Source organism: Polynucleobacter sp. 86C-FISCH, from assembly GCF_018882415.1.
GTDB lineage: Bacteria > Pseudomonadota > Gammaproteobacteria > Burkholderiales > Burkholderiaceae > Polynucleobacter.
On the sequence record NZ_JACVOL010000001.1, the window covers coordinates 540,151 to 558,090 of the forward strand.

A 17,940-nucleotide genomic window follows, 5' to 3' on the forward strand; every position below is an offset into this window, starting at 1 on the left:
CAGAATGAGTTGGCTGCGTATTTAAAACTTAAATGTTGCAGCTAACTGCGGACCCTTAAAGGTAGTTTTCTGCAAAAGCCCATCACCCTTCATGTCGTAGTACAAGGTACGATAGGCAAGCGACACGTCCACCCATTTTTCAAATGTTTTACCCACACCTAGAACACCCTGCCAAGTCATATTGGTAGTGCCACCGCCGCCGCCGATATCCGCATAGAAAGGGATATACCAAGTGGAGTCAGCAATACGATAGCGACCTTTAAAACCAACAACAGGATCAATAGTCGAGATAGATTTTGAGTCAACAAAACTTTTGGAATATCCGAGTGCAGATAAATCTGCTGAGACAGTAGCAGTGGCCATGATGCCGCGCGCGCCCAATAACCCATCCAGGTAAACATTCTGATTATTGAGAGCGGTGTAGGTTACCGCTCCAGTAATAATATTTTGTTGCAGCGTGACTTTATCTGCGACGTTAACCGGTACTGCTGCGCCACCCAATGAAGGTGGCTTCACAGAAACATTTGAATTACTAGTCGTTTGCAAAGTTGCAGAAACGAGATCGCCCATGATGCCCCAGCTGCCGTAATGCGCCTCCGCAGCAATCATGCCTCCAGATTTGAAATCACCCAGGACGTTGCTTGTAGAAAGCTTAGCTGTATTGAGGTAACGATCGTTATAAAAAAGTGTGGACGAAACACCAGAGCCCCAAATATACGGCGTCACTTCAAAGCGCCACTCTTCTGAAATTTTGGGGAGTGGTGATAAACCTTGATCAGCATGAGCAACGCTCGCGGTAGTCAAAATTGCTGAAACTGAGAGGATTGACGCCAGAATTTTTTTCTTCATAAAAGCTCTATTGGGGATCGATGTTGATTGGGGAATATTTGCTGCTAATTTTGAGAGGGATTATAGACTGCAGAGCTAATATCCAAGAGAGTGTTAGCTCTTAAAAGTTATAAGAAATCTTTGCATAGGATGACCAGTCATACTGGCGATAGGTTTGCACCACCTGCTTGCTTCCACCAATAGCAACCACCCAGTTTTTCGCAAGGCGATGTGTCACCATGGCATCAATTGGTACAAACCAGCCTCCGCCAGCAGAGTTATAAACAGCGCCATTTTCGTCCCAAAAACGCAGCATGGTATTTGGAGATAGCTGGAAGCCAACAGTTGGATAAAGCTGCAGGCTCCGCATTAATGCTGGCTGAGTTGGATTCACAATAAGGCTATTATTTTTAGTGTCAAAGCCATACATATAACGAATCAGGGGTGAGAAATCTGTCAGACCCAAAAGACTGTTAACTGTAGGCACAAACGACCAGTTCAATTGCGGCCCCACTGCCCACTGTCCATTGTTGCCAAATGGAAATATGACGCGCCCACCGACCAAAGCGCCCAAAGGCTTCAAAAAGGTTTTGTCTTGCCCCCAGATAGTGACCATAGTGTTGCCAGCGCTGTACTGTCCCGCATTATTGGCAGAGGAAATTGAGTTGTAACTGGAGGCATAGGAAGTATCTAAACGGATACGCCCCTGCCAATCGCCCGCTTCAAGAGGATTGTAGTAACGCAACTTCAAAACATTTTGATAGTTATCGTTATTGTCGTAATTGTGATAACCCCAAAACTCCAGAACTTTATTTTTAGTTAAGCGCTGAGAATCATTGTCGAACTGCGAAAGCGGGACTAGCAAATCCTCGGCATAGCTTGCCGATACAAAAAGACTGATCAAGAGTATTAGCAATATTTTCATGAAAAGCCATGCCGTCCTAAAGCGGGATTTATTACGTTTGTTTTTGATAGCAGCACTATATCCCAAGGAGTTACAGATTCTCTATAAGCCGACTGCAACCAATTTTGTAGGCGTTTATCGCCCCAAATCACCTCAATTGCTAGTTATCTATAAATCCGATCATAAATATCAAATTTATTCATTAGACAAATAAACAACTGAGGTTCAAAATTCATCCAGTTGTATTAACAACCAAAGAATTGATTAACCAAAACAAGGAGCACAGTATGTCCATCATTAATACCGCAGTTCAACCATTCAAGACTGAAGCTTTCCACAACGGTAAGTTTGTAACTATCACTGACGAAAGCCTCAAAGGTCATTGGTCTGTTTTGATTTTTATGCCAGCAGCATTTACATTCAACTGCCCAACAGAAATTGAAGACGCAGCTGAGAACTATCCAGAATTCCAAAAGATGGGTGCTGAAGTGTATATCGTGACAACTGATACACATTTCTCACACAAAGTTTGGCATGAGACATCTCCTGCTGTTGGTAAAGCAAAGTTCCCACTCGTTGGCGATCCAACACACACATTGACAAATGCATTTGGCGTTCACATTCCTGAAGCAGGTTTGGCATTGCGCGGCACATTCATCATCAATCCAGAAGGTGTGATCAAGACTGCAGAAATTCACTCTAACGAAATCGCACGTGACGTTTCTGAAACATTACGCAAGCTAAAAGCTGCACAGTACACAGCTGCACACCCAGGCGAAGTTTGCCCAGCTAAGTGGAAAGAAGGCGCAGCAACATTGACTCCTTCTTTGGATCTCGTAGGCAAGATCTAAGCTGAAGCTCTAATCCATAGACTCTCTTCGGAGAGTCTATTGGAGAGGACAAGATCCTGCCCAATAGACTCACCTAAAAAAAATTACCCAAGGAAATTACCATGCTCGATACCAATATCAAGTCTCAGTTAAAAGTGTATTTTGAAAAAATTGTTAGCCCTATCGTTCTCGTGGCCAGCCTAGACGACAGCGACAGTTCAAAGCAGATGCTTGAACTCTTAAATGAAGTGGCGGAGCAATCAGACAAGATTACCGTTAAAACCGATGGTAAAGCTGCGCATATCCCTAGCTTTACAGTAAGCAAGCTCGATCAAGAAGCGCGCATTACCTTTGCAGGACTGCCAATGGGCCATGAAATGACCTCTTTCATTTTGGCCATTTTGCAAGCTAGCGGCTACCCTGCAAAAGTAGAGCAAGAGATCATTGATCGCATCATCAAGCTTGACAGCAAGCTTAGCTTTCAGACATTTATTTCTTTGTCATGCCATAACTGTCCTGATGTTGTACAAGCACTCAATCTCATGGCAGCCCTGAACCCGAATGTCACCCATGAAATGGTTGACGGCGCCCTCTATCAAGAATTGGTAGATCAATTCCAAATCATGGCTGTACCAACTGTGATCTTGAATGGTGAAGTGTTTGGACAGGGTCGCATGAGTGTGGAAGAGATTGTGGCTAAGCTTGATACCGCAAGCCCTAAAGAAGAAGCTGCAAAGCTCTCCGCCAAAGATCCATATGACGTTTTAGTTATCGGCGGTGGACCTGCTGGTTCAGCGGCGGCAATCTACGCAGCACGTAAAGGCATCCGTACCGGCATCGTGGCAGAGCGCTTTGGTGGTCAGGTCATGGATACCATGGGCATTGAAAACTTCATCTCTGTTAAAGAGACTGAGGGGCCTAAATTGGTTCAAGCGCTTGAGCAACACGTAAAGAGCTATGAAGTCGACATTATGAATTTGCAGCGTGCTAACGCATTGCGCAAAACTGCCAATGGTCTTGAAGTGGAATTAGTTAATGGTGCGGTACTGAAAAGCAAATCCGTTATCTTGAGCACTGGCGCCCGCTGGAGAGAAATGAATGTCCCTGGCGAGCAAGAGTACCGCGGCAAAGGTGTAGCCTACTGCCCTCACTGCGACGGCCCTTTATTCAAAGGCAAGCGTGTTGCCGTCATTGGCGGTGGTAACTCTGGCGTTGAGGCTGCAATTGATTTGGCTGGCATTGTGAGCCACGTCACCTTAATTGAATTTGATGGCAAATTACGTGCTGATGCAGTTCTTCAGAAGAAAATGGCTAGCCTGCCAAATGTAACCGTCATCATGAGCGCTCTTACCAAAGAGGTATTGGGCGCAGGTGGCAAAGTCAATGGCTTGCGCTACCAAGATCGCACCAATAATTCTGAGCATACGCTTGAGCTTGAAGGCATCTTTGTGCAAATTGGCTTATTGCCAAATACGGATTGGCTCAAAGGTACTCTTGAGTTGTCAAAACATGGCGAAGTCATTGTGGATGCAAAAGGTGAAACTTCTTTACCTGGCGTATTTGCAGCGGGTGATTGCACGACTGTTCCTTACAAGCAAATCATCATCGCCATGGGCGAAGGTGCCAAAGCCTCTCTAGGAGCATTTGATTACTTGATCCGCTCATCAGTTGCCGAGCCAGAAGAGGCGGTAGCTGCTTAATAGGATCGAGAGAATCCGCAGTAAAACAAAGGGGTCTTAGGACCCCTTTTTACATGCAAATGAATTACCGGTTATTCAGACTATCAAGATATAAATTACACTGAACCATCCATACATATTCACCAATCCCGAAGGAATCAGAATGAGCTTAATTGAGAAACTGCAGTGGCGTTACGCAACCAAAAAAATGGACTCTACAAAATCCGTACCTCCGGAGAAGGTTGAGCAAATTCTAGAAGCCATTCGCCTCACTGCTAGCTCCAGCGGATTACAGCCATATGAGGTACTTGTCATTACCAATAAAGCTATTCGCGAAAAGATTAAGGCGATTGCATGGGATCAATCTCAAATAGTCGACTCTTCTCATTTGCTGGTTTTTGCAGCCTGGGATACCTACACAGCAGATCGCATTAATCAATCATTTGATATGACCGAGAAGATTCGCAACTTCAAAAGTGAAGCTGGAGATATCTATCGTCAAAAGTTACTCAGCGGCTATACCGCTCGAGATGCTGAAACTAACTACACCCATGCAGCAAAACAAGCCTATATAGGATTGGGGACGGCACTCATTGCAGCCGCCTACGAGCAAGTAGACTCCACGCCAATGGAGGGATTTGATGCTGCAGCTCTAGATGAAATCCTTAACCTCAAAGAAAAAGGCCTACGTAGCGTGGTTATGATGCCATTAGGTTATAGAAAAGCGGATGAGGATTGGTTGATGAATCTGAAAAAAGTCAGAAAACCCAAGGAAAGTTTTATCACTTGGATCGAATAAGCAATCTCATTCCTGGAAAAACAAAAAGCCACCCGAAGGTGGCTTTTTTTAACACTAAAACTAATCAGCTAATTAAGCAGAAGCTTTACGGCTTTTAGCAGCTGGCTTAGCAACAGCGTATTGACCTTGAATGTTTGCCATAGCAGCATCAACACTCTTCTCAAAGTTAGCAAATGCGTCAGTTGCAGATGCGCGAACTTGGTCGAACTGTTGGAGTGAAGACTCAAATGCAGTTTTGAATGCAGAAACAAATGCCTCAGAACCAGCAGGAGCTGTCTTAGTAGCTTCTTTAACAAACTTAACCAAATCAGCACGTGCGTCATCAATAGAAGCGTCAACTACTTGAGCAACTTCTTTGTTACCGTTACGAACTACTTGGTTTACTTTAGCTTGGTAAGCAGCAGCGTATTTAGCAGCTTCTTGAGCAGCTTCTGGCTGAGCCAATTTAGCCAATTGTTGTGGATCTTTGATTGCTAACAATTGTGAGCTTGCATCTTGAGCAACAACTAAAGCATCTTTAGCAGCAGCTTGGTTGATTTCAGCTAATTCTTGAGCGCTTTCAACAGCAACTTGTGCCAAATGCTTAGCGTTTTCGATTGCTTTAGCTTGTGCATTAGCAAATTGATCGTTTAATTGAGTTTGAAACATGATTTATCCTAACTTTAGTTAATTGTGTTTTTTATTGCGATGCACCATTTTAAGAGCCACATTTTCCAAAAGCAAGATATTTTTGTTGCAAAGCAACATATTTTTTACCAAGCTGCATTTCAAGGCTTTAAATGAGGTATATCAATAACTTAGATATAAGCCCTTTAGATTTAAATGCCTAATAATTAGGCAGAACTTGCCAGCAGTGGCGGTAATTCCTGGGCCAAATACCTCTATTTAACCCAGGTAGTGAATTCTTCAGCGGCTACTCTGGGGGTGTGAAAGGTATTCACCAAGGCATTTTTATCGGCATACCCGAGTGCCATACCGCACACCAGCATCTCATTCTCCTGGGCACCAATAGCGGGCAAGATGATCTTTGCGTAATCATTCCAGGCCGCCTGCGGGCATGTATCCAAACCCTCGCCTCTTGCGGCGACCATGATGTTTTGTAAGAACATGCCGTAGTCAAGCATTGAGCCTTTGCCAAGCTCCTTGTCGATTGTGAAAAATAGACATACGGGAGCACCAAATGCTTCAAAGTTTTTACGGTGTTGAGCATGCATCTTGTCTTTGTCGCCTTTAGTAATTCCTAGCAATCCATATAAGCCCCAACCATTTTCACGACGCCTATCGATGTAGGGGCTAAACCATTTAGCAGGGTAATACTCATAAGCAGGTTGATATTCTTTTGCTAATTCTGGATTGGCAGCAATACTGTCATACGCTGCACATACTTTTTCACATAGATCATTGAGAGCAGCTCCCTCTATGACATAAGCTTTCCATGGTTGAGTATTGGTGCCAGAAGGTGCGCGCGCAGAGATATTGAGTAGCTTGAGAATGACTTCTTTTGAAACCCCCTCTTTTGTGAATGCTCGCACTGACATGCGCGATGTAATTGCTTCAGCTGGAGTTAATGCTTTCATCATTGACCTTTGAAGGTTAAATATATTGATTGCTTAAAGACTCTTCTTGGTCCGAGCCTGATGCAGCTTTCTATAGCTGTCAATTAGGCGATGGTGCCTATCAAGTCCCTCTAACCGCATGCTAGTTGGCGTTAATCCGAAGAAGCGAACGCTGCCATCGATAGAGCCAAGCACGGCATCCATACGAACATCACCATACATCCGGCGGAAGTTCACTTCGTAATCAGCCATTTCAAGCTCATCATCTAGTAAGACTTTCAAGGCCGCATCCATTGCTTGGTAAAACAATTTGCGTTCGACCGTATTGTCGTTGTACTGCAGAAAGGCGCCTACTAAGTCATGCGCCTCTTCATACTGTTTTAAAGCGAGTTGAATCAGCAGCTTTAATTCAAGCACTGTTAACTGACCCCAAACGGTATTCTCATCAAACTCGATTCCGATGAGCGTAGCGATATCACCGTATTCATCAAGCTCATTATTTTCTAAGCGCTCGAGTAGCGATGTTAAGCAAGCGTCATCCAAGCGAGATAAATTCAGAATATCTTCACGGAATAACAATGCTTTGTTGGTGTTATCCCAGACAAGATCTTCGATTGGGTAGACCTCAGAATATCCTGGCACCAAAATTCTGCAGGCAGTTGCCCCTAACTCGTCATATTCAGCTACATAGACTTCTTTACCAAGCTCTTTGAGAATGTCAAATAAAGTTTCGGCTTCTTTAGCATTGAAATCCTCACCCTTGCTCGAGAAATCCCAATCAACAAATTCATAATCGGATTTTGCGCTGAAGAAGCGCCAAGAAACGATGCCACTGGAGTCAATAAAGTGTTCTACAAAGTTATTAGGCTCAGTTACTGCTTCACTTGAAAATGTAGGTGGAGGCAAATCATTCAAACCCTCCAAGCTACGTCCCTGCAATAACTCCGTCAGACTTCGCTCTAGAGCAACCTCTAAACTAGGGTGCGCACCAAAAGAGGCAAACACACCACCCGTGCGCGGGTTCATCAAAGTGACACACATCACTGGGTAGATACCGCCAAGCGATGCATCCTTTACCAAAACCGGAAAGCCCTGATCTTCTAGACTTTGTATACCCGCCAAAATGCCAGGATATCTAGCCAAGACTTCCTGCGGCACATCTGGAAGCGCTATTTCACTTTCCAGAATTTCTCGCTTAACTGCTCTCTCAAAGATTTCTGATAGACACTGAACTTGGGCTTCGGCAAGCGCATTACCTGCACTCATACCATTACTCACGAAGAGATTTTCAATCAAGTTCGACGGAAAATAGACTGTCTTACCATCAGATTGACGCACATAAGGCAATGAACAGATACCACGCTGCGCATTTCCAGAATTGGTATCCACCAAATTAGATGCGCGCAACTCGCCGTCTGGGTTATAGATGTTTAGGCAGTACTCATCTAGAACTTCTGTCGGCAACGCATCCTTCTTGCCAGGCTTAAACCATTGCTCATTGGGGTAATGCACAAATTCCGCATTCGCAATATCCTCACCCCAGTAAGCGCCCGCATAAAAATGGTTATTACTCAGACGCTCAATGTATTCGCCCAAAGCAGATGCCAGCGCACTCTCCTTGGTTGAGCCTTTGCCATTGGTAAAGCACATTGGTGAATGTGCATCACGTATATGCAGGGACCAGACATTGGGAATGAGATTGCGCCATGAGGCGATTTCAATCTTGATGCCGAGGTTTGCGAGCAATGCCGACATATTGGCAATCGTTTCTTCCAAAGGAAGATCTTTACCAACAATATGTGTACTAGCGCCTGCATTTGGTTTTAGGGTCAGCAGACTCTGTGCATCGGCGTCTAGATTTGCGACCTCTTCAATAACAAAATCAGGTCCTTCCTGCACTACTTTCTTAACTGTGCAGCGCTCGATAGAACGTAATATACCTTGGCGGTCTGCAGCAGAAATATCTGCCGGCAATTCAACTTGAATCTTAAAGATCTGTTTGTAACGATTTTCTGGGTCAACAATATTATTTTGCGAGAGGCGAATATTCTCTGTAGATAAATTACGAGTCTCGCAGTACAGCTTCACAAAGTAGGCAGCGCACAACGCTGATGAAGCCAAGAAATAATCAAACGGTCCTGGCGCAGAACCATCACCCTTGTATCGAATAGGTTGATCGGCAATTACCGTAAAGTCATCGAACTTAGCTTCAAGACGCAGCTTGTCGAGAAAATTGACCTTAATTTCCATGGGAATGATTCCAAAATAGTGCAAATAATGATGTGAGCACCATTATCCATCGCAATGTCATTCAGGCACTGGCGCTAGATCAAGTTACCTAAATCAGTCCAGCAAATGACCAGTCTTTACAAAAATAGTGCAGCCTTCTTTACTAAAGGGCTGATGCAGGCTCATATGAGGACTTCTAATCCAGGAGCCAGCCGGGTAGCGCCCATGCTCATCTTCAAATACGCCATCCACTACAAAAATTTCCTCGCCACCATAATGCTTGTGGGGATTGAAATAGGTTTGAGGCGCCCATCGCACTAAAGTCGATCCGCTACCCTGTGTCATTAAGGGCATGACATTGAGGCCGGGAACCATCCCCTGAAACCAAGGGGCAGTTTTCGTATTGACTATCTCTTGCTCGACTTGATCTGGGCCAAGGTGTCGCAACTTAACAAAAAGAGTGCAGCCAGACTGGCTGAATGGTGCATGTGAAGATCCAGGCGGGTTCATCATATAAGTGCCAGCAGGATAATCGCCTGTCTCGTCACTAAAGACGCCGTCTAAAACGAAGATCTCTTCACCAAATTCATGGGTATGCGTTTGAAATTTGGATCCCGGTTGATAGCGAACAATTGAGGTTGCCTTTGCTACCTCATCACCCATGCGATCAAGCATACGTCTCTCTACCCCTGCCTCTGGGCTAGAAACCCAAGGTAGGTCATGGTGGTTAATGACAACTCTCTTACTGTAATCGGAGTGGATATTCACTTATTGCATTTCTGATCTATAAACAGGAGTAAGAATAGCAAGCAAATGAAGGGTTTGCTTGAAAGAAAATTTTGCCGCGCACGCTCAGACGCGATCTGCGCTAAAGTCTCTTCAATCCATCCCATTTATTGAATTTCCTCAACAGAGCAACATGAGCTTACTTCCTAACCCCTTTCGTGCATTAGTTATTGGCTCTTCTGGAACCATAGGCTCTGCCTTCATGGATCTCTTAAAAGCTAACCCCGCATGCACAGAGGTTGTTGGCATTCATCGCCATTCTGAGTTTCCAATTGATTATCAAAATCTGGAATCTATTGAATCCTGTGCAGCCGCACTTTCCCAGTTGGCACCTTTTCAACTCATCATTAATACCATCGGGGTTTTGCATACGAATAAGTGGATGCCTGAAAAAAGACTGGATGATCTCAATTCAGAACAGCTCATGGAACTCATGACAGTCAATGCGATTGGTCCGGCACTAACGATTCGTCACTTTTCAAAATTACTGGATCCCAAAAATAGCATCATGGTGACTCTGTCAGCAAAAGTAGGCAGCATTGAAGATAACCGTCTTGGTGGTTGGTATAGCTATCGCGCCTCTAAGGCTGCACTCAATATGTTGGTGAAGACAACATCGATCGAATGGGGACGCACAAAACCGAATACCGCATTAATCGCAATGCATCCCGGCACTGTGAATTCTAGACTCTCAAAGCCATTTCGTGGCGAGCAGATTGGCAGGCCTGCAGATCAAGCTGCAGCTGAGATGTTTAATGTGATTGAACGTCTTCAAAAAGAAGACACCGGAAGCTTTCTGACTTATTCGGGTGAAAAGCTGCCTTGGTAAAGGAATAAACGCCCCCCCCTTTAAACTTTAGGGCGCATTTAACCACTTTGATCGATAAGTGCCATCAGGATCATGATCCTGAGCTTGCTTCTTCACATTAAATGGGCGCCCTCCGCGCGGATCTGTGCCTCGCCCTGCTATGTATAGCCAATTACCCTGGTTGCTATACACATCATAGTCAACCAACTGAGATTCAAACCAAGCAGCGCCAGCGCGCCAATCGCCTTTCATGTCATAAATCCAGTAGCTCGCCACTACTTGACGCATACGATTGGATAAAAATCCGGTTTGTTGGAGCTCGCGCATGCCAGCATCAATAAAGTCATCTCCCGTAGAACCAGAACTCCATTGTTGAAATTTCTTTTCATTAAAACTATTGAGCTCTTTATCAATCAAACCTTGAGGTCGATAAAGCTTGCTCCCATACTTAAAGTGCAGAAAACGGAAATAGTCTCTCCACAATAATTCAAACCACAGCCAATAAGTTCCGTCATTAGCGCCGTATGTTGACTCATAATTTTTTAGCTTCTGCACGATTGTTCTTGCCGAGCAACTGCCAAAAGCCAACCATGGAGAAAACTTACTGGAATAGTCCATACCGATTAATTGATTACGAGTTTGCTTGTAGGTATCTGGCAAGCGACGCTCAAAGTACTGATCTAGATGGGCTAAAGCACTCAGCTCTCCACCATTAAAAAGAGATTCGACTTGCTTGGGTAATAAATCTTCCTTTGGATTAGTCGGAATATTCATCAGTGGCAATGGAGGAATGTGAGCTGGAGCAGAAATCGGCTCTGCATAGGAAAGATTTCTACGCTCAACCTCCTGTCGGAATTTAGTAAATACATCCGGCATCTCCTGCAAATCAAATGGCAAGTCCTTGGGATCAAGCATGCTTGATTGCCAAAATTGCCTGATATTGAAACCCAGATTCTTAATTACATCTACCTCTGCAAGTTCCTCTGGAGCTTGGATTTGCTCGCAATATATAGAGTCAAATGACACTTGCTCTCTTAGTGATTGAAAAACCTTTGATGGCTCACCACTGAGCTCTAGCAAATTAGAGCCCCTGGCAATTAATTGATGACGTATTTCATCTAACGATTGCTGTAAAAATTCTCTAGAGTGCTTGGCAAGTCGAGGAAATCCCCAGCTGGTTAAACCATCATTGCTATCTGGATGAATATAGATTGGTAAAAGATGCTTGGCTGATGCGCATGCTTCCTTAAAGCCGGGGTTATCTTCCAATCGAAGATCATTTCTAAACCAATAGACGATGGTAGACATGGCGCTTCTTAACTAAGATGAATCACTTGGTTTTGATATTGTCCGGCTAGTGCTTTTTTAACGATCTTATAAATATCAAGATCGAATTCAGCATCGCCAGCACTTTTGAGTTCAGTCAACTCATCCTCATTGATAGCGGTACCCAAGTAGCACCATTTATCCAAAACAATCATTTCTCCGTTGTCTTTGATGGCTATTGGGCCCTTGTAAGGCCAAACCTGCACCCTATACAACTCCATTGCCGTCCTTAATTGCAGATTATGCATTTCGGTAGGCATGATGCCAATGCATGCGCCACCGCATTGCTTTACTTGATATCCAAAGCAGGCTTTTCCATCAACCGCTTTTTCAAGCCCCAGCAATACTTCGCATAAGCGGTATTTTTTTGCAATCGCCTTTAGATAGGAGTTGGCCTCTCTTTTGTTGTAAAACAAACCAAAAAGATTGTCTTGAAGACCAGGCATGAGATCTTTGTGGTTCACAAGCGTTGGCTTTAGCGCCCCATTGGCATCTTTATCAAGGCTCCATGCGCAAAGATCTCTTGATCGACGAAGCTTTATATTCATACTGGGCATGCGCTCTTTAATAAGCTTAGACTCCAAGATTAAAGCTCCTAGCTCTCCACTAGTTTCAATCCAGTCAATATCTCTTACCTGCAAAGATAATTTCATTTCCTTGCGCTGCGTTAACGAGCCTTGAAAGTGCCCCATCACTCTACTTCGCAGGGAAATACTCTTGCCAATATATAAAGGGGTTCTATTTTCTCCATAAAAGATATAACACCCAGGCGCATCAGGTATTGAGTCAATTAATTCCTGATCGATATTCGGTGGCAGACTTGCATTTCCCACTAACTGATTCAGAGCCTCCAGCAAACGCTCCTTACCAACTGCTCTCTCACAAATTTGCCAAAACTGAAAAAGTAAGTCTGCGTCGCCAAGCGCCCTATGTCTAGCACTGACAGTCAAACCATGCTCACGAATGATGGTATCTAGGTTGTGACGAGCTTGGTTAGGAAATAGGAGTCTTGAGAGTTTGACGGTACATAGGACCTTGGGCTTGAAATCCAAGCCTATTCTTTTAAAAGAGGCCTTAATAAATCCATAATCAAAGCGCGCATTGTGGGCAACAAATATCTTACCTTCGAGCTCTGCCTTTAGGTCTCTGGCTATTTCTTCAAAGCCAGGTTTGTCAGACACCATTTGTGGGGAGATACCAGTGAGTCTTTGAATATTTTGCGGAATATAGACATGGGGGTTGATTAAGCTCTCCCAGACAGCAACTCCGTTATTAGAAAGCGTTTTAATGCCTATTTCTGTAATGCGATCTCTGTCAAAATTCGAACCTGTTGTCTCGATATCAACAAAAGCAAGTGTTGGATAGTCGATCGATTGCTTATTCATAACATTAGAGAATCAGGCAATGAGAGGGTACTAGGCCCCCTTCAACCCAAGCTTTAACTTGGGCTGCGATCCAGAAAGTTTGCAAAGTCAAATACAGAATTAGGCCCACGCGGGACCTCTTCCACTTTTTTAAACTGCGCCTTCACCACTTTTTGAACCTCACCCTTTTGTCTTTTTTCTTTCTTAGAATCAAGAGGAGCATAAACAGTTCTCTCAGGTGCTTTTTTTATATCACTAAAGCTGGGCACATAATCTTTGATGGTAGATGCCAAGGTGACGTTGGCCATACAACCAAGCATGTAGGCCTCTAAGGATTGGTAAAGCTCTTTGGCAATATCGGATAACTCTACCTTACGCTTTTTAATTAGATTCATGGCAAGCACGATATCTTTTATCGTAATCAAGCCAGGATCTTGAGAAAGTACATATCCGCCTCTTCGGCCCTTGGTGCCCTTTACAAACCCCGACTCCCTTAAGGGTCGCAATAAAAGTTCAATACGGCTAATTGATAGTTTTTGCCTTTTTGCAAGCTCAGGAACAGGCACTGGTTGGCCATTAACTGAATGGCTGGCTATGTCTACCAGAGTATTTAGAGCCGCTTTTGCTGCTTTAGTGAGGTCCATGTTGAACTTAGCAAAGATGTTAGATTGGGTCTAGTATCAGACTGATTCCAACTTTTTGCTGCAGCGCACTTCTTAACCCTATTTGTCCCATGGTTGAAAGCACTAAAGACCAATACCAATTTGCTAATCGATTTTTGCGATTCATCTCCCACCTATTGTTTGGAGCAAGCATTGCGCAATTTTTTAGCTGCTTAAGCGCCTATTTGTTCATTGGTGATGCGCAAGCAGCAGGCATGCTAGCGCACATACTGATACAGCATTTGTCTTATTACTTATTAGGCTGCACTTTTATAACCTTAAGCCTTGCCAATGTTCTTATCAAAAGAGGGCAGCATGGCCTCAGGGTAATTCGTATTCCCGCTCTTTTGCTGATCTTAGTTACCACAATCAGCAGCTTTCTACTGATACCCCGTATGGATTACTTGCGAGAGACCGCACTACTGGATGGCATGCCGGTAGCACTCTCTCCGTTTGCTAGTTATTTTGCGATTTTGAATGGGCTGACCTTTGCCCTGGTAATCACTCAGATAATTTGCAGTGGATTAATGGCGTGGCGCCTTAGCAAACCACGATCAACCTAGGTGGCGCCTTACTGCGGCAATGAGCGGCAACTGCTGTTCTTGCCTGATGAATTGACCGATCTCCACACGTAAGTTTGATTGGCTAATAAAGAAGGTTTTTGCATCTTCAAGAGGAGCTTCTATTTTTGCCCACTGAGTGTTGAATTCATAAACCTTTTCTTTGTAGCCAATAAATTTTTTAACAATCAGGCGTTTGCCATCGATCTCAATAGTTTCGCTATCAAGTGCATGCCGGCAATAAATCAAAAATCCGATCGTTACCGCACCAATTTCAACAATCGTAAAAATCGGAATAACCCAAACTCCCGCCAGAAGAAAGCCGATTGCGACTACAAAGGAGAGGCATACCAAAGCGATATAAAACTGCAGCAGCTGCTTTGGAGTCAGCGCACAGTTTCTTCGCATTTGCCAAATCTTCATACCAAGTCCAATTGCAAGAGATGAGTTACTTGTTTTTTCGCTCTTGTGCTTTTGCCAACTGGTCAGCACTTCTTTGCTGAAAGTCGACCATGCTGTGGTAACCCATTTGATAGCACGGGCAATGCTTCCCTAATATCCAGCGGGCAAGCTTGATGCGTAGTTTTTGTACCATTTTGGATCTCCAAGAATTGAACGTCTAATGTAAACGGAAATTGCGTTTATTGCTGGCCGTGGATACAAACATGAGGGGATTTCAGAGGTTCGGTAGCCATCAGCAAAAAGTATTCAAATCCATTACATTGATTACATGACTGAATCTAACTCCACCCCACGAAAAATCCCATTATTCCCTCTCGGTACAGTACTTTTCCCGGATGGCGTTATCGCCCTCAAAATTTTTGAAGCTCGCTATCTGGACATGATTAAACAATGCTTGCGCGAGAAGACAGAGTTTGGCGTGGTTAGCATCATCAAAAATGCCAATAACGACAATGACAGCCAACCTCCTACTTTTGCCAGCATTGGGACCCTAGCGTTGATCGAAGACTTTGATCCCGTGCAGCCCGCCCTGTACATGACTAAATCATGCGGTACACAGCGCTTTAAGTTACTAAATAGCACTCAACAAAACAATGGTCTTTGGGTTGGTGAAGTGGAGCTGCTAGATAAAGATCCACTCATGCCTATTCCTCAAGAACATCAGGGTGTCGCTAAATTGCTCAATGAGATTATTTCCGTCATTCAAAGTGAAGACTTGTTAGGTGACGCACCTTTCAAAAAACCATTTAAGACCGATGATTGCGGCTGGGTCTCCAATCGCCTTGCCGAACTCTTGCCAATCTCTCTTGCGCAGAAAAATCACCTCTTAGCCCAAACCAATCCACGGATTAGACTCGATCTCATTACTGAAATCATTGAGGATGATGATTTAAGAAATCTGAAGATGCACTAAGCCCATGCTGGATGAGCTGATTCGGAAAACGATTCGAGAAATGGTGGGCGGTAGCGGCCCACCAGTAGCGTTCTTGGTCCCCAAGGGTGATCGCGGTTTATTTGGTCCTGAATCAATAGCCTGGAAGGTGCATGCAGACTTTATTTCTATGATGATTGGCGGCATCAGCTCATTGATTATGCAAGCACTGCACCCACAAGCCTTAGCCGGAGTTTGGGATCACTCCTCTTTCAGAGAAGACTTAAAGGGTCGCCTTGGTAGAACAGCATTTTTTATTGCAGCTACTACATACGGTCCTACCGATATGGTAGATAACATTATTCATAAGGTTAATCAGATTCATACCAAAATTACTGGCCTCGATGAATTTGGCAAACCATACTCAGCCACCGATCCACATTTACTAGCTTGGGTGCATCTCACAGAAACGCGCAGTTTCATGAGTTCTTTTGAGGTTTATCGTAAAGAAAAATTAAGTCCAAAAGAAAAAGACCAATATTTTTTAGAAATGAAATCTCTTGGCGAAAGAATGGGCGCTACCGGCATTCCAAATACTTATGCGGAGACTGAGGGCGCCATTAAAGCCTACGTACCAGAGCTCTATTTTGGCGACCGAGCTAAGAGCATTATTGATTTACTTGATCACTTCCCAAGTAATCTGACCGCCAAACCCTTTATCAAACTCATTAGTCGTGCAGGGTTTCTGAATCTTCCTGACTGGGTGTACCCGATCATCAAAAGACCAACGCCCACTTATTTAGAGCGCCTTGCAGTTCAGAAGAGTATCGATCTCATCGCATACCCTGTGCGTGAAGCCCTAAAGGATGGAGTGGCTGCCCACTCTATGCGCAGAATTTATGGTTAACTTTTTAGAAAAGACTGCATTAACCTTAGGCCACTACTCGGACTTGGGCTTATCAGGATTGGGCTCTTGGTTCTTATCTTTTACTTGCAGATTCAAACTCGGTGCCGACATTTTTTCACCATCCCAAACCTGGCCGCACCAACACTCTCCAGCATCATTGATGATGCAAACTCCTGATCCACAGCAACGCTTATCTGGGGCTTTCATAATTGCAACCTTCTTTCCGATTTACGCCAATAAAAGAATATCTTGAGAACATTATGACAACTAATGCCTGCATTGAATTAAAAGATCTTAAGTTGCAAACGCAAATCGGGACCTATGGCCCGGGAGCTATTGTTCCAAAACAGCATCTTCTCGAATTAACTCTTTGGATAGACCCAAAACTGGTCCTTATCGCGGAAGATGCCATGGAAAATGTATTTGACTATGACCCTTTAGTCATTGAGATTGATCGATTAGCAGGCGATGGTCATTATGAAACCCAAGAAAGACTCATGACTAGGATCGTTCAGGCCTGCTCTAAGTACCCCGAAATTGAGTCTCTTGAAATTGGCCTCAGAAAACTGCCTGTTAGTGCAGGATCGGGCTCACTAGGCGTTCGGCTCTCGATAGATAACGCCGCTCTCAGCAACATGAGGGATAAAAACTTACTATCGTAAATTGGCTCGTATGAAACTGAGAATTTCATCATAAAGCTCTCTAATTTTTCGAATCAATTTCATATGCCCATCATCTTAAGCGATTCTCTTTAAAGTAAATATCATGAAAATTATCCGTTCCTTCTTTATAAGTACATTACTTGCTATCGTCGCCATGCCAGTAAGCGCAAACCTTGCAAGTAGCCTTAGCGATGGACAGCATGTTTTGCTGATGCGCCATGCTGATGCACCTGGCTATGGAGATCCTGTGGGCTATCAACTAGATAAATGCTCTACCCAAAGAAACCTGGGTGATCGAGGCAAGAGGCAGGCAATACTGATAGGCCAGTGGTTGAGCAATCAAGGGATTACTTCTGCAAAAGTGTTGAGCAGCCCCTGGTGTCGCTGTATTGAAACTGCAAAACTACTGAACAAGGGACAAGTTAACATCGCCCCCGCTCTCGGCTCCTTCTTTGACGATATGAGCATGGAAAAAGAGCAAACCCGAAACCTAGAAAAACTTATTCAAGCTCAGCTAACTGAAAATCCCAAGATGCCCATCATCTTGGTCACACATCATGTGAATATCCAAGCCTTCACTGGGAAAGTAGTTAACGTTGGAGAGATGGTTCTAGCTAAAGTAGATAAGAATGGTAAGTTCCTCTCCCAACAAATCTATCCAAGCCCAAGTTTTTAACGCTTTTCTTTGCGTATAAAAGAAAACCACC

20 protein-coding genes are annotated in these 17,940 nt (G+C 44.0%); 8 read left to right on the forward strand and 12 right to left on the reverse strand.

Annotated features, from left to right (window positions below):
• Nucleotides 1-21 precede the first annotated feature (21 nt).
• Together ICN10_RS02615 and ICN10_RS02620 are read right to left on the reverse strand one after the other, a co-directional pair.
• Complete coding sequence (locus tag ICN10_RS02615) at nucleotides 22-849, reverse strand: hypothetical protein (RefSeq protein ID WP_216212263.1); 828 nt, start codon at nucleotides 847-849, stop codon at nucleotides 22-24.
• A gap of 100 nt (nucleotides 850-949) precedes the next feature.
• Complete coding sequence (locus ICN10_RS02620) at nucleotides 950-1,753, reverse strand: hypothetical protein (RefSeq protein WP_255536787.1); 804 nt, start codon at nucleotides 1,751-1,753, stop codon at nucleotides 950-952.
• 266 nt (nucleotides 1,754-2,019) lie between these two features.
• Here ICN10_RS02620 and ahpC point away from each other — a divergent pair, with 266 nt between their 5' ends.
• From ahpC to ICN10_RS02635, 3 genes are all read left to right on the forward strand, one after another.
• Nucleotides 2,020-2,583, forward strand: a complete 564-nt coding sequence (ahpC, locus tag ICN10_RS02625; RefSeq protein ID WP_215347302.1) for an alkyl hydroperoxide reductase subunit C — start codon at nucleotides 2,020-2,022, stop codon at nucleotides 2,581-2,583.
• 101 nt (nucleotides 2,584-2,684) lie between these two features.
• Complete coding sequence (gene ahpF, locus ICN10_RS02630; RefSeq protein ID WP_216212266.1) at nucleotides 2,685-4,262, forward strand: alkyl hydroperoxide reductase subunit F; 1,578 nt, start codon at nucleotides 2,685-2,687, stop codon at nucleotides 4,260-4,262.
• A 142-nt stretch (nucleotides 4,263-4,404) separates the two neighbouring features.
• On the forward strand, nucleotides 4,405-5,040 hold the full coding sequence (locus ICN10_RS02635; RefSeq protein WP_216212271.1) for an NAD(P)H-dependent oxidoreductase: 636 nt from the start codon (nucleotides 4,405-4,407) through the stop codon (nucleotides 5,038-5,040).
• 72 nt (nucleotides 5,041-5,112) lie between these two features.
• Here the strand turns inward: ICN10_RS02635 and ICN10_RS02640 are convergent, their stop codons facing one another.
• The 4 genes from ICN10_RS02640 to ICN10_RS02655 form a co-directional block, all read right to left on the reverse strand.
• Nucleotides 5,113-5,688, reverse strand: a complete 576-nt coding sequence (locus ICN10_RS02640; protein ID WP_216212273.1) for a phasin family protein — start codon at nucleotides 5,686-5,688, stop codon at nucleotides 5,113-5,115.
• 233 nt (nucleotides 5,689-5,921) lie between these two features.
• Nucleotides 5,922-6,617 (reverse strand): nitroreductase, encoded by a 696-nt coding sequence (locus tag ICN10_RS02645; RefSeq protein WP_216215123.1) that lies wholly within the window; start codon nucleotides 6,615-6,617, stop codon nucleotides 5,922-5,924.
• A 33-nt stretch (nucleotides 6,618-6,650) separates the two neighbouring features.
• Nucleotides 6,651-8,846, reverse strand: a complete 2,196-nt coding sequence (locus ICN10_RS02650; RefSeq protein WP_216212277.1) for an OsmC domain/YcaO domain-containing protein — start codon at nucleotides 8,844-8,846, stop codon at nucleotides 6,651-6,653.
• A gap of 93 nt (nucleotides 8,847-8,939) precedes the next feature.
• Nucleotides 8,940-9,593 (reverse strand): cupin domain-containing protein, encoded by a 654-nt coding sequence (locus ICN10_RS02655; protein WP_216212280.1) that lies wholly within the window; start codon nucleotides 9,591-9,593, stop codon nucleotides 8,940-8,942.
• 151 nt (nucleotides 9,594-9,744) lie between these two features.
• Between ICN10_RS02655 and ICN10_RS02660 the strand changes: the two genes are divergently transcribed.
• Nucleotides 9,745-10,440, forward strand: a complete 696-nt coding sequence (locus ICN10_RS02660) for an SDR family NAD(P)-dependent oxidoreductase (RefSeq protein ID WP_216212283.1) — start codon at nucleotides 9,745-9,747, stop codon at nucleotides 10,438-10,440.
• A gap of 27 nt (nucleotides 10,441-10,467) precedes the next feature.
• Here the strand turns inward: ICN10_RS02660 and ICN10_RS02665 are convergent, their stop codons facing one another.
• From ICN10_RS02665 to ICN10_RS02685, 5 genes are all read right to left on the reverse strand, one after another.
• Complete coding sequence (locus ICN10_RS02665) at nucleotides 10,468-11,727, reverse strand: DASH family cryptochrome (RefSeq protein ID WP_216212285.1); 1,260 nt, start codon at nucleotides 11,725-11,727, stop codon at nucleotides 10,468-10,470.
• Between the two features lie 8 nt (nucleotides 11,728-11,735).
• The gene (locus ICN10_RS02670; RefSeq protein WP_216212288.1) at nucleotides 11,736-13,130 is read right to left on the reverse strand and encodes a 3'-5' exonuclease family protein; all 1,395 of its coding nucleotides are present in this window, start codon (nucleotides 13,128-13,130) and stop codon (nucleotides 11,736-11,738) included.
• Nucleotides 13,131-13,183: 53 nt separating this feature from the next.
• Nucleotides 13,184-13,753 carry an Rrf2 family transcriptional regulator gene (locus ICN10_RS02675; RefSeq protein ID WP_216212292.1) on the reverse strand — a complete coding sequence of 190 codons (570 nt, stop codon included), beginning with the start codon at nucleotides 13,751-13,753 and terminating at the stop codon, nucleotides 13,184-13,186.
• 572 nt (nucleotides 13,754-14,325) lie between these two features.
• Complete coding sequence (locus tag ICN10_RS02680; protein WP_216212295.1) at nucleotides 14,326-14,754, reverse strand: DUF2244 domain-containing protein; 429 nt, start codon at nucleotides 14,752-14,754, stop codon at nucleotides 14,326-14,328.
• Between the two features lie 25 nt (nucleotides 14,755-14,779).
• On the reverse strand, nucleotides 14,780-14,926 hold the full coding sequence (locus ICN10_RS02685) for a hypothetical protein (RefSeq protein ID WP_161484718.1): 147 nt from the start codon (nucleotides 14,924-14,926) through the stop codon (nucleotides 14,780-14,782).
• Between the two features lie 135 nt (nucleotides 14,927-15,061).
• On the opposite strand from ICN10_RS02685, the gene ICN10_RS02690 reads away from it, so the two are divergent.
• Together ICN10_RS02690 and ICN10_RS02695 are read left to right on the forward strand one after the other, a co-directional pair.
• Nucleotides 15,062-15,706, forward strand: a complete 645-nt coding sequence (locus ICN10_RS02690; protein ID WP_216212297.1) for an LON peptidase substrate-binding domain-containing protein — start codon at nucleotides 15,062-15,064, stop codon at nucleotides 15,704-15,706.
• A gap of 4 nt (nucleotides 15,707-15,710) precedes the next feature.
• Nucleotides 15,711-16,571 (forward strand): oxygenase MpaB family protein, encoded by an 861-nt coding sequence (locus ICN10_RS02695; RefSeq protein ID WP_216212300.1) that lies wholly within the window; start codon nucleotides 15,711-15,713, stop codon nucleotides 16,569-16,571.
• A gap of 33 nt (nucleotides 16,572-16,604) precedes the next feature.
• Here ICN10_RS02695 and ICN10_RS02700 read toward each other — a convergent pair whose 3' ends face one another.
• On the reverse strand, nucleotides 16,605-16,778 hold the full coding sequence (locus ICN10_RS02700; RefSeq protein WP_216212301.1) for a hypothetical protein: 174 nt from the start codon (nucleotides 16,776-16,778) through the stop codon (nucleotides 16,605-16,607).
• Nucleotides 16,779-16,831: 53 nt separating this feature from the next.
• Here ICN10_RS02700 and ICN10_RS02705 point away from each other — a divergent pair, with 53 nt between their 5' ends.
• On the forward strand, nucleotides 16,832-17,233 hold the full coding sequence (locus tag ICN10_RS02705) for a dihydroneopterin aldolase (protein WP_216861044.1): 402 nt from the start codon (nucleotides 16,832-16,834) through the stop codon (nucleotides 17,231-17,233).
• Between the two features lie 103 nt (nucleotides 17,234-17,336).
• Nucleotides 17,337-17,909 carry a histidine phosphatase family protein gene (locus tag ICN10_RS02710; protein WP_216212306.1) on the forward strand — a complete coding sequence of 191 codons (573 nt, stop codon included), beginning with the start codon at nucleotides 17,337-17,339 and terminating at the stop codon, nucleotides 17,907-17,909.
• The last annotated feature ends 31 nt before the right edge of the window (nucleotides 17,910-17,940 follow it).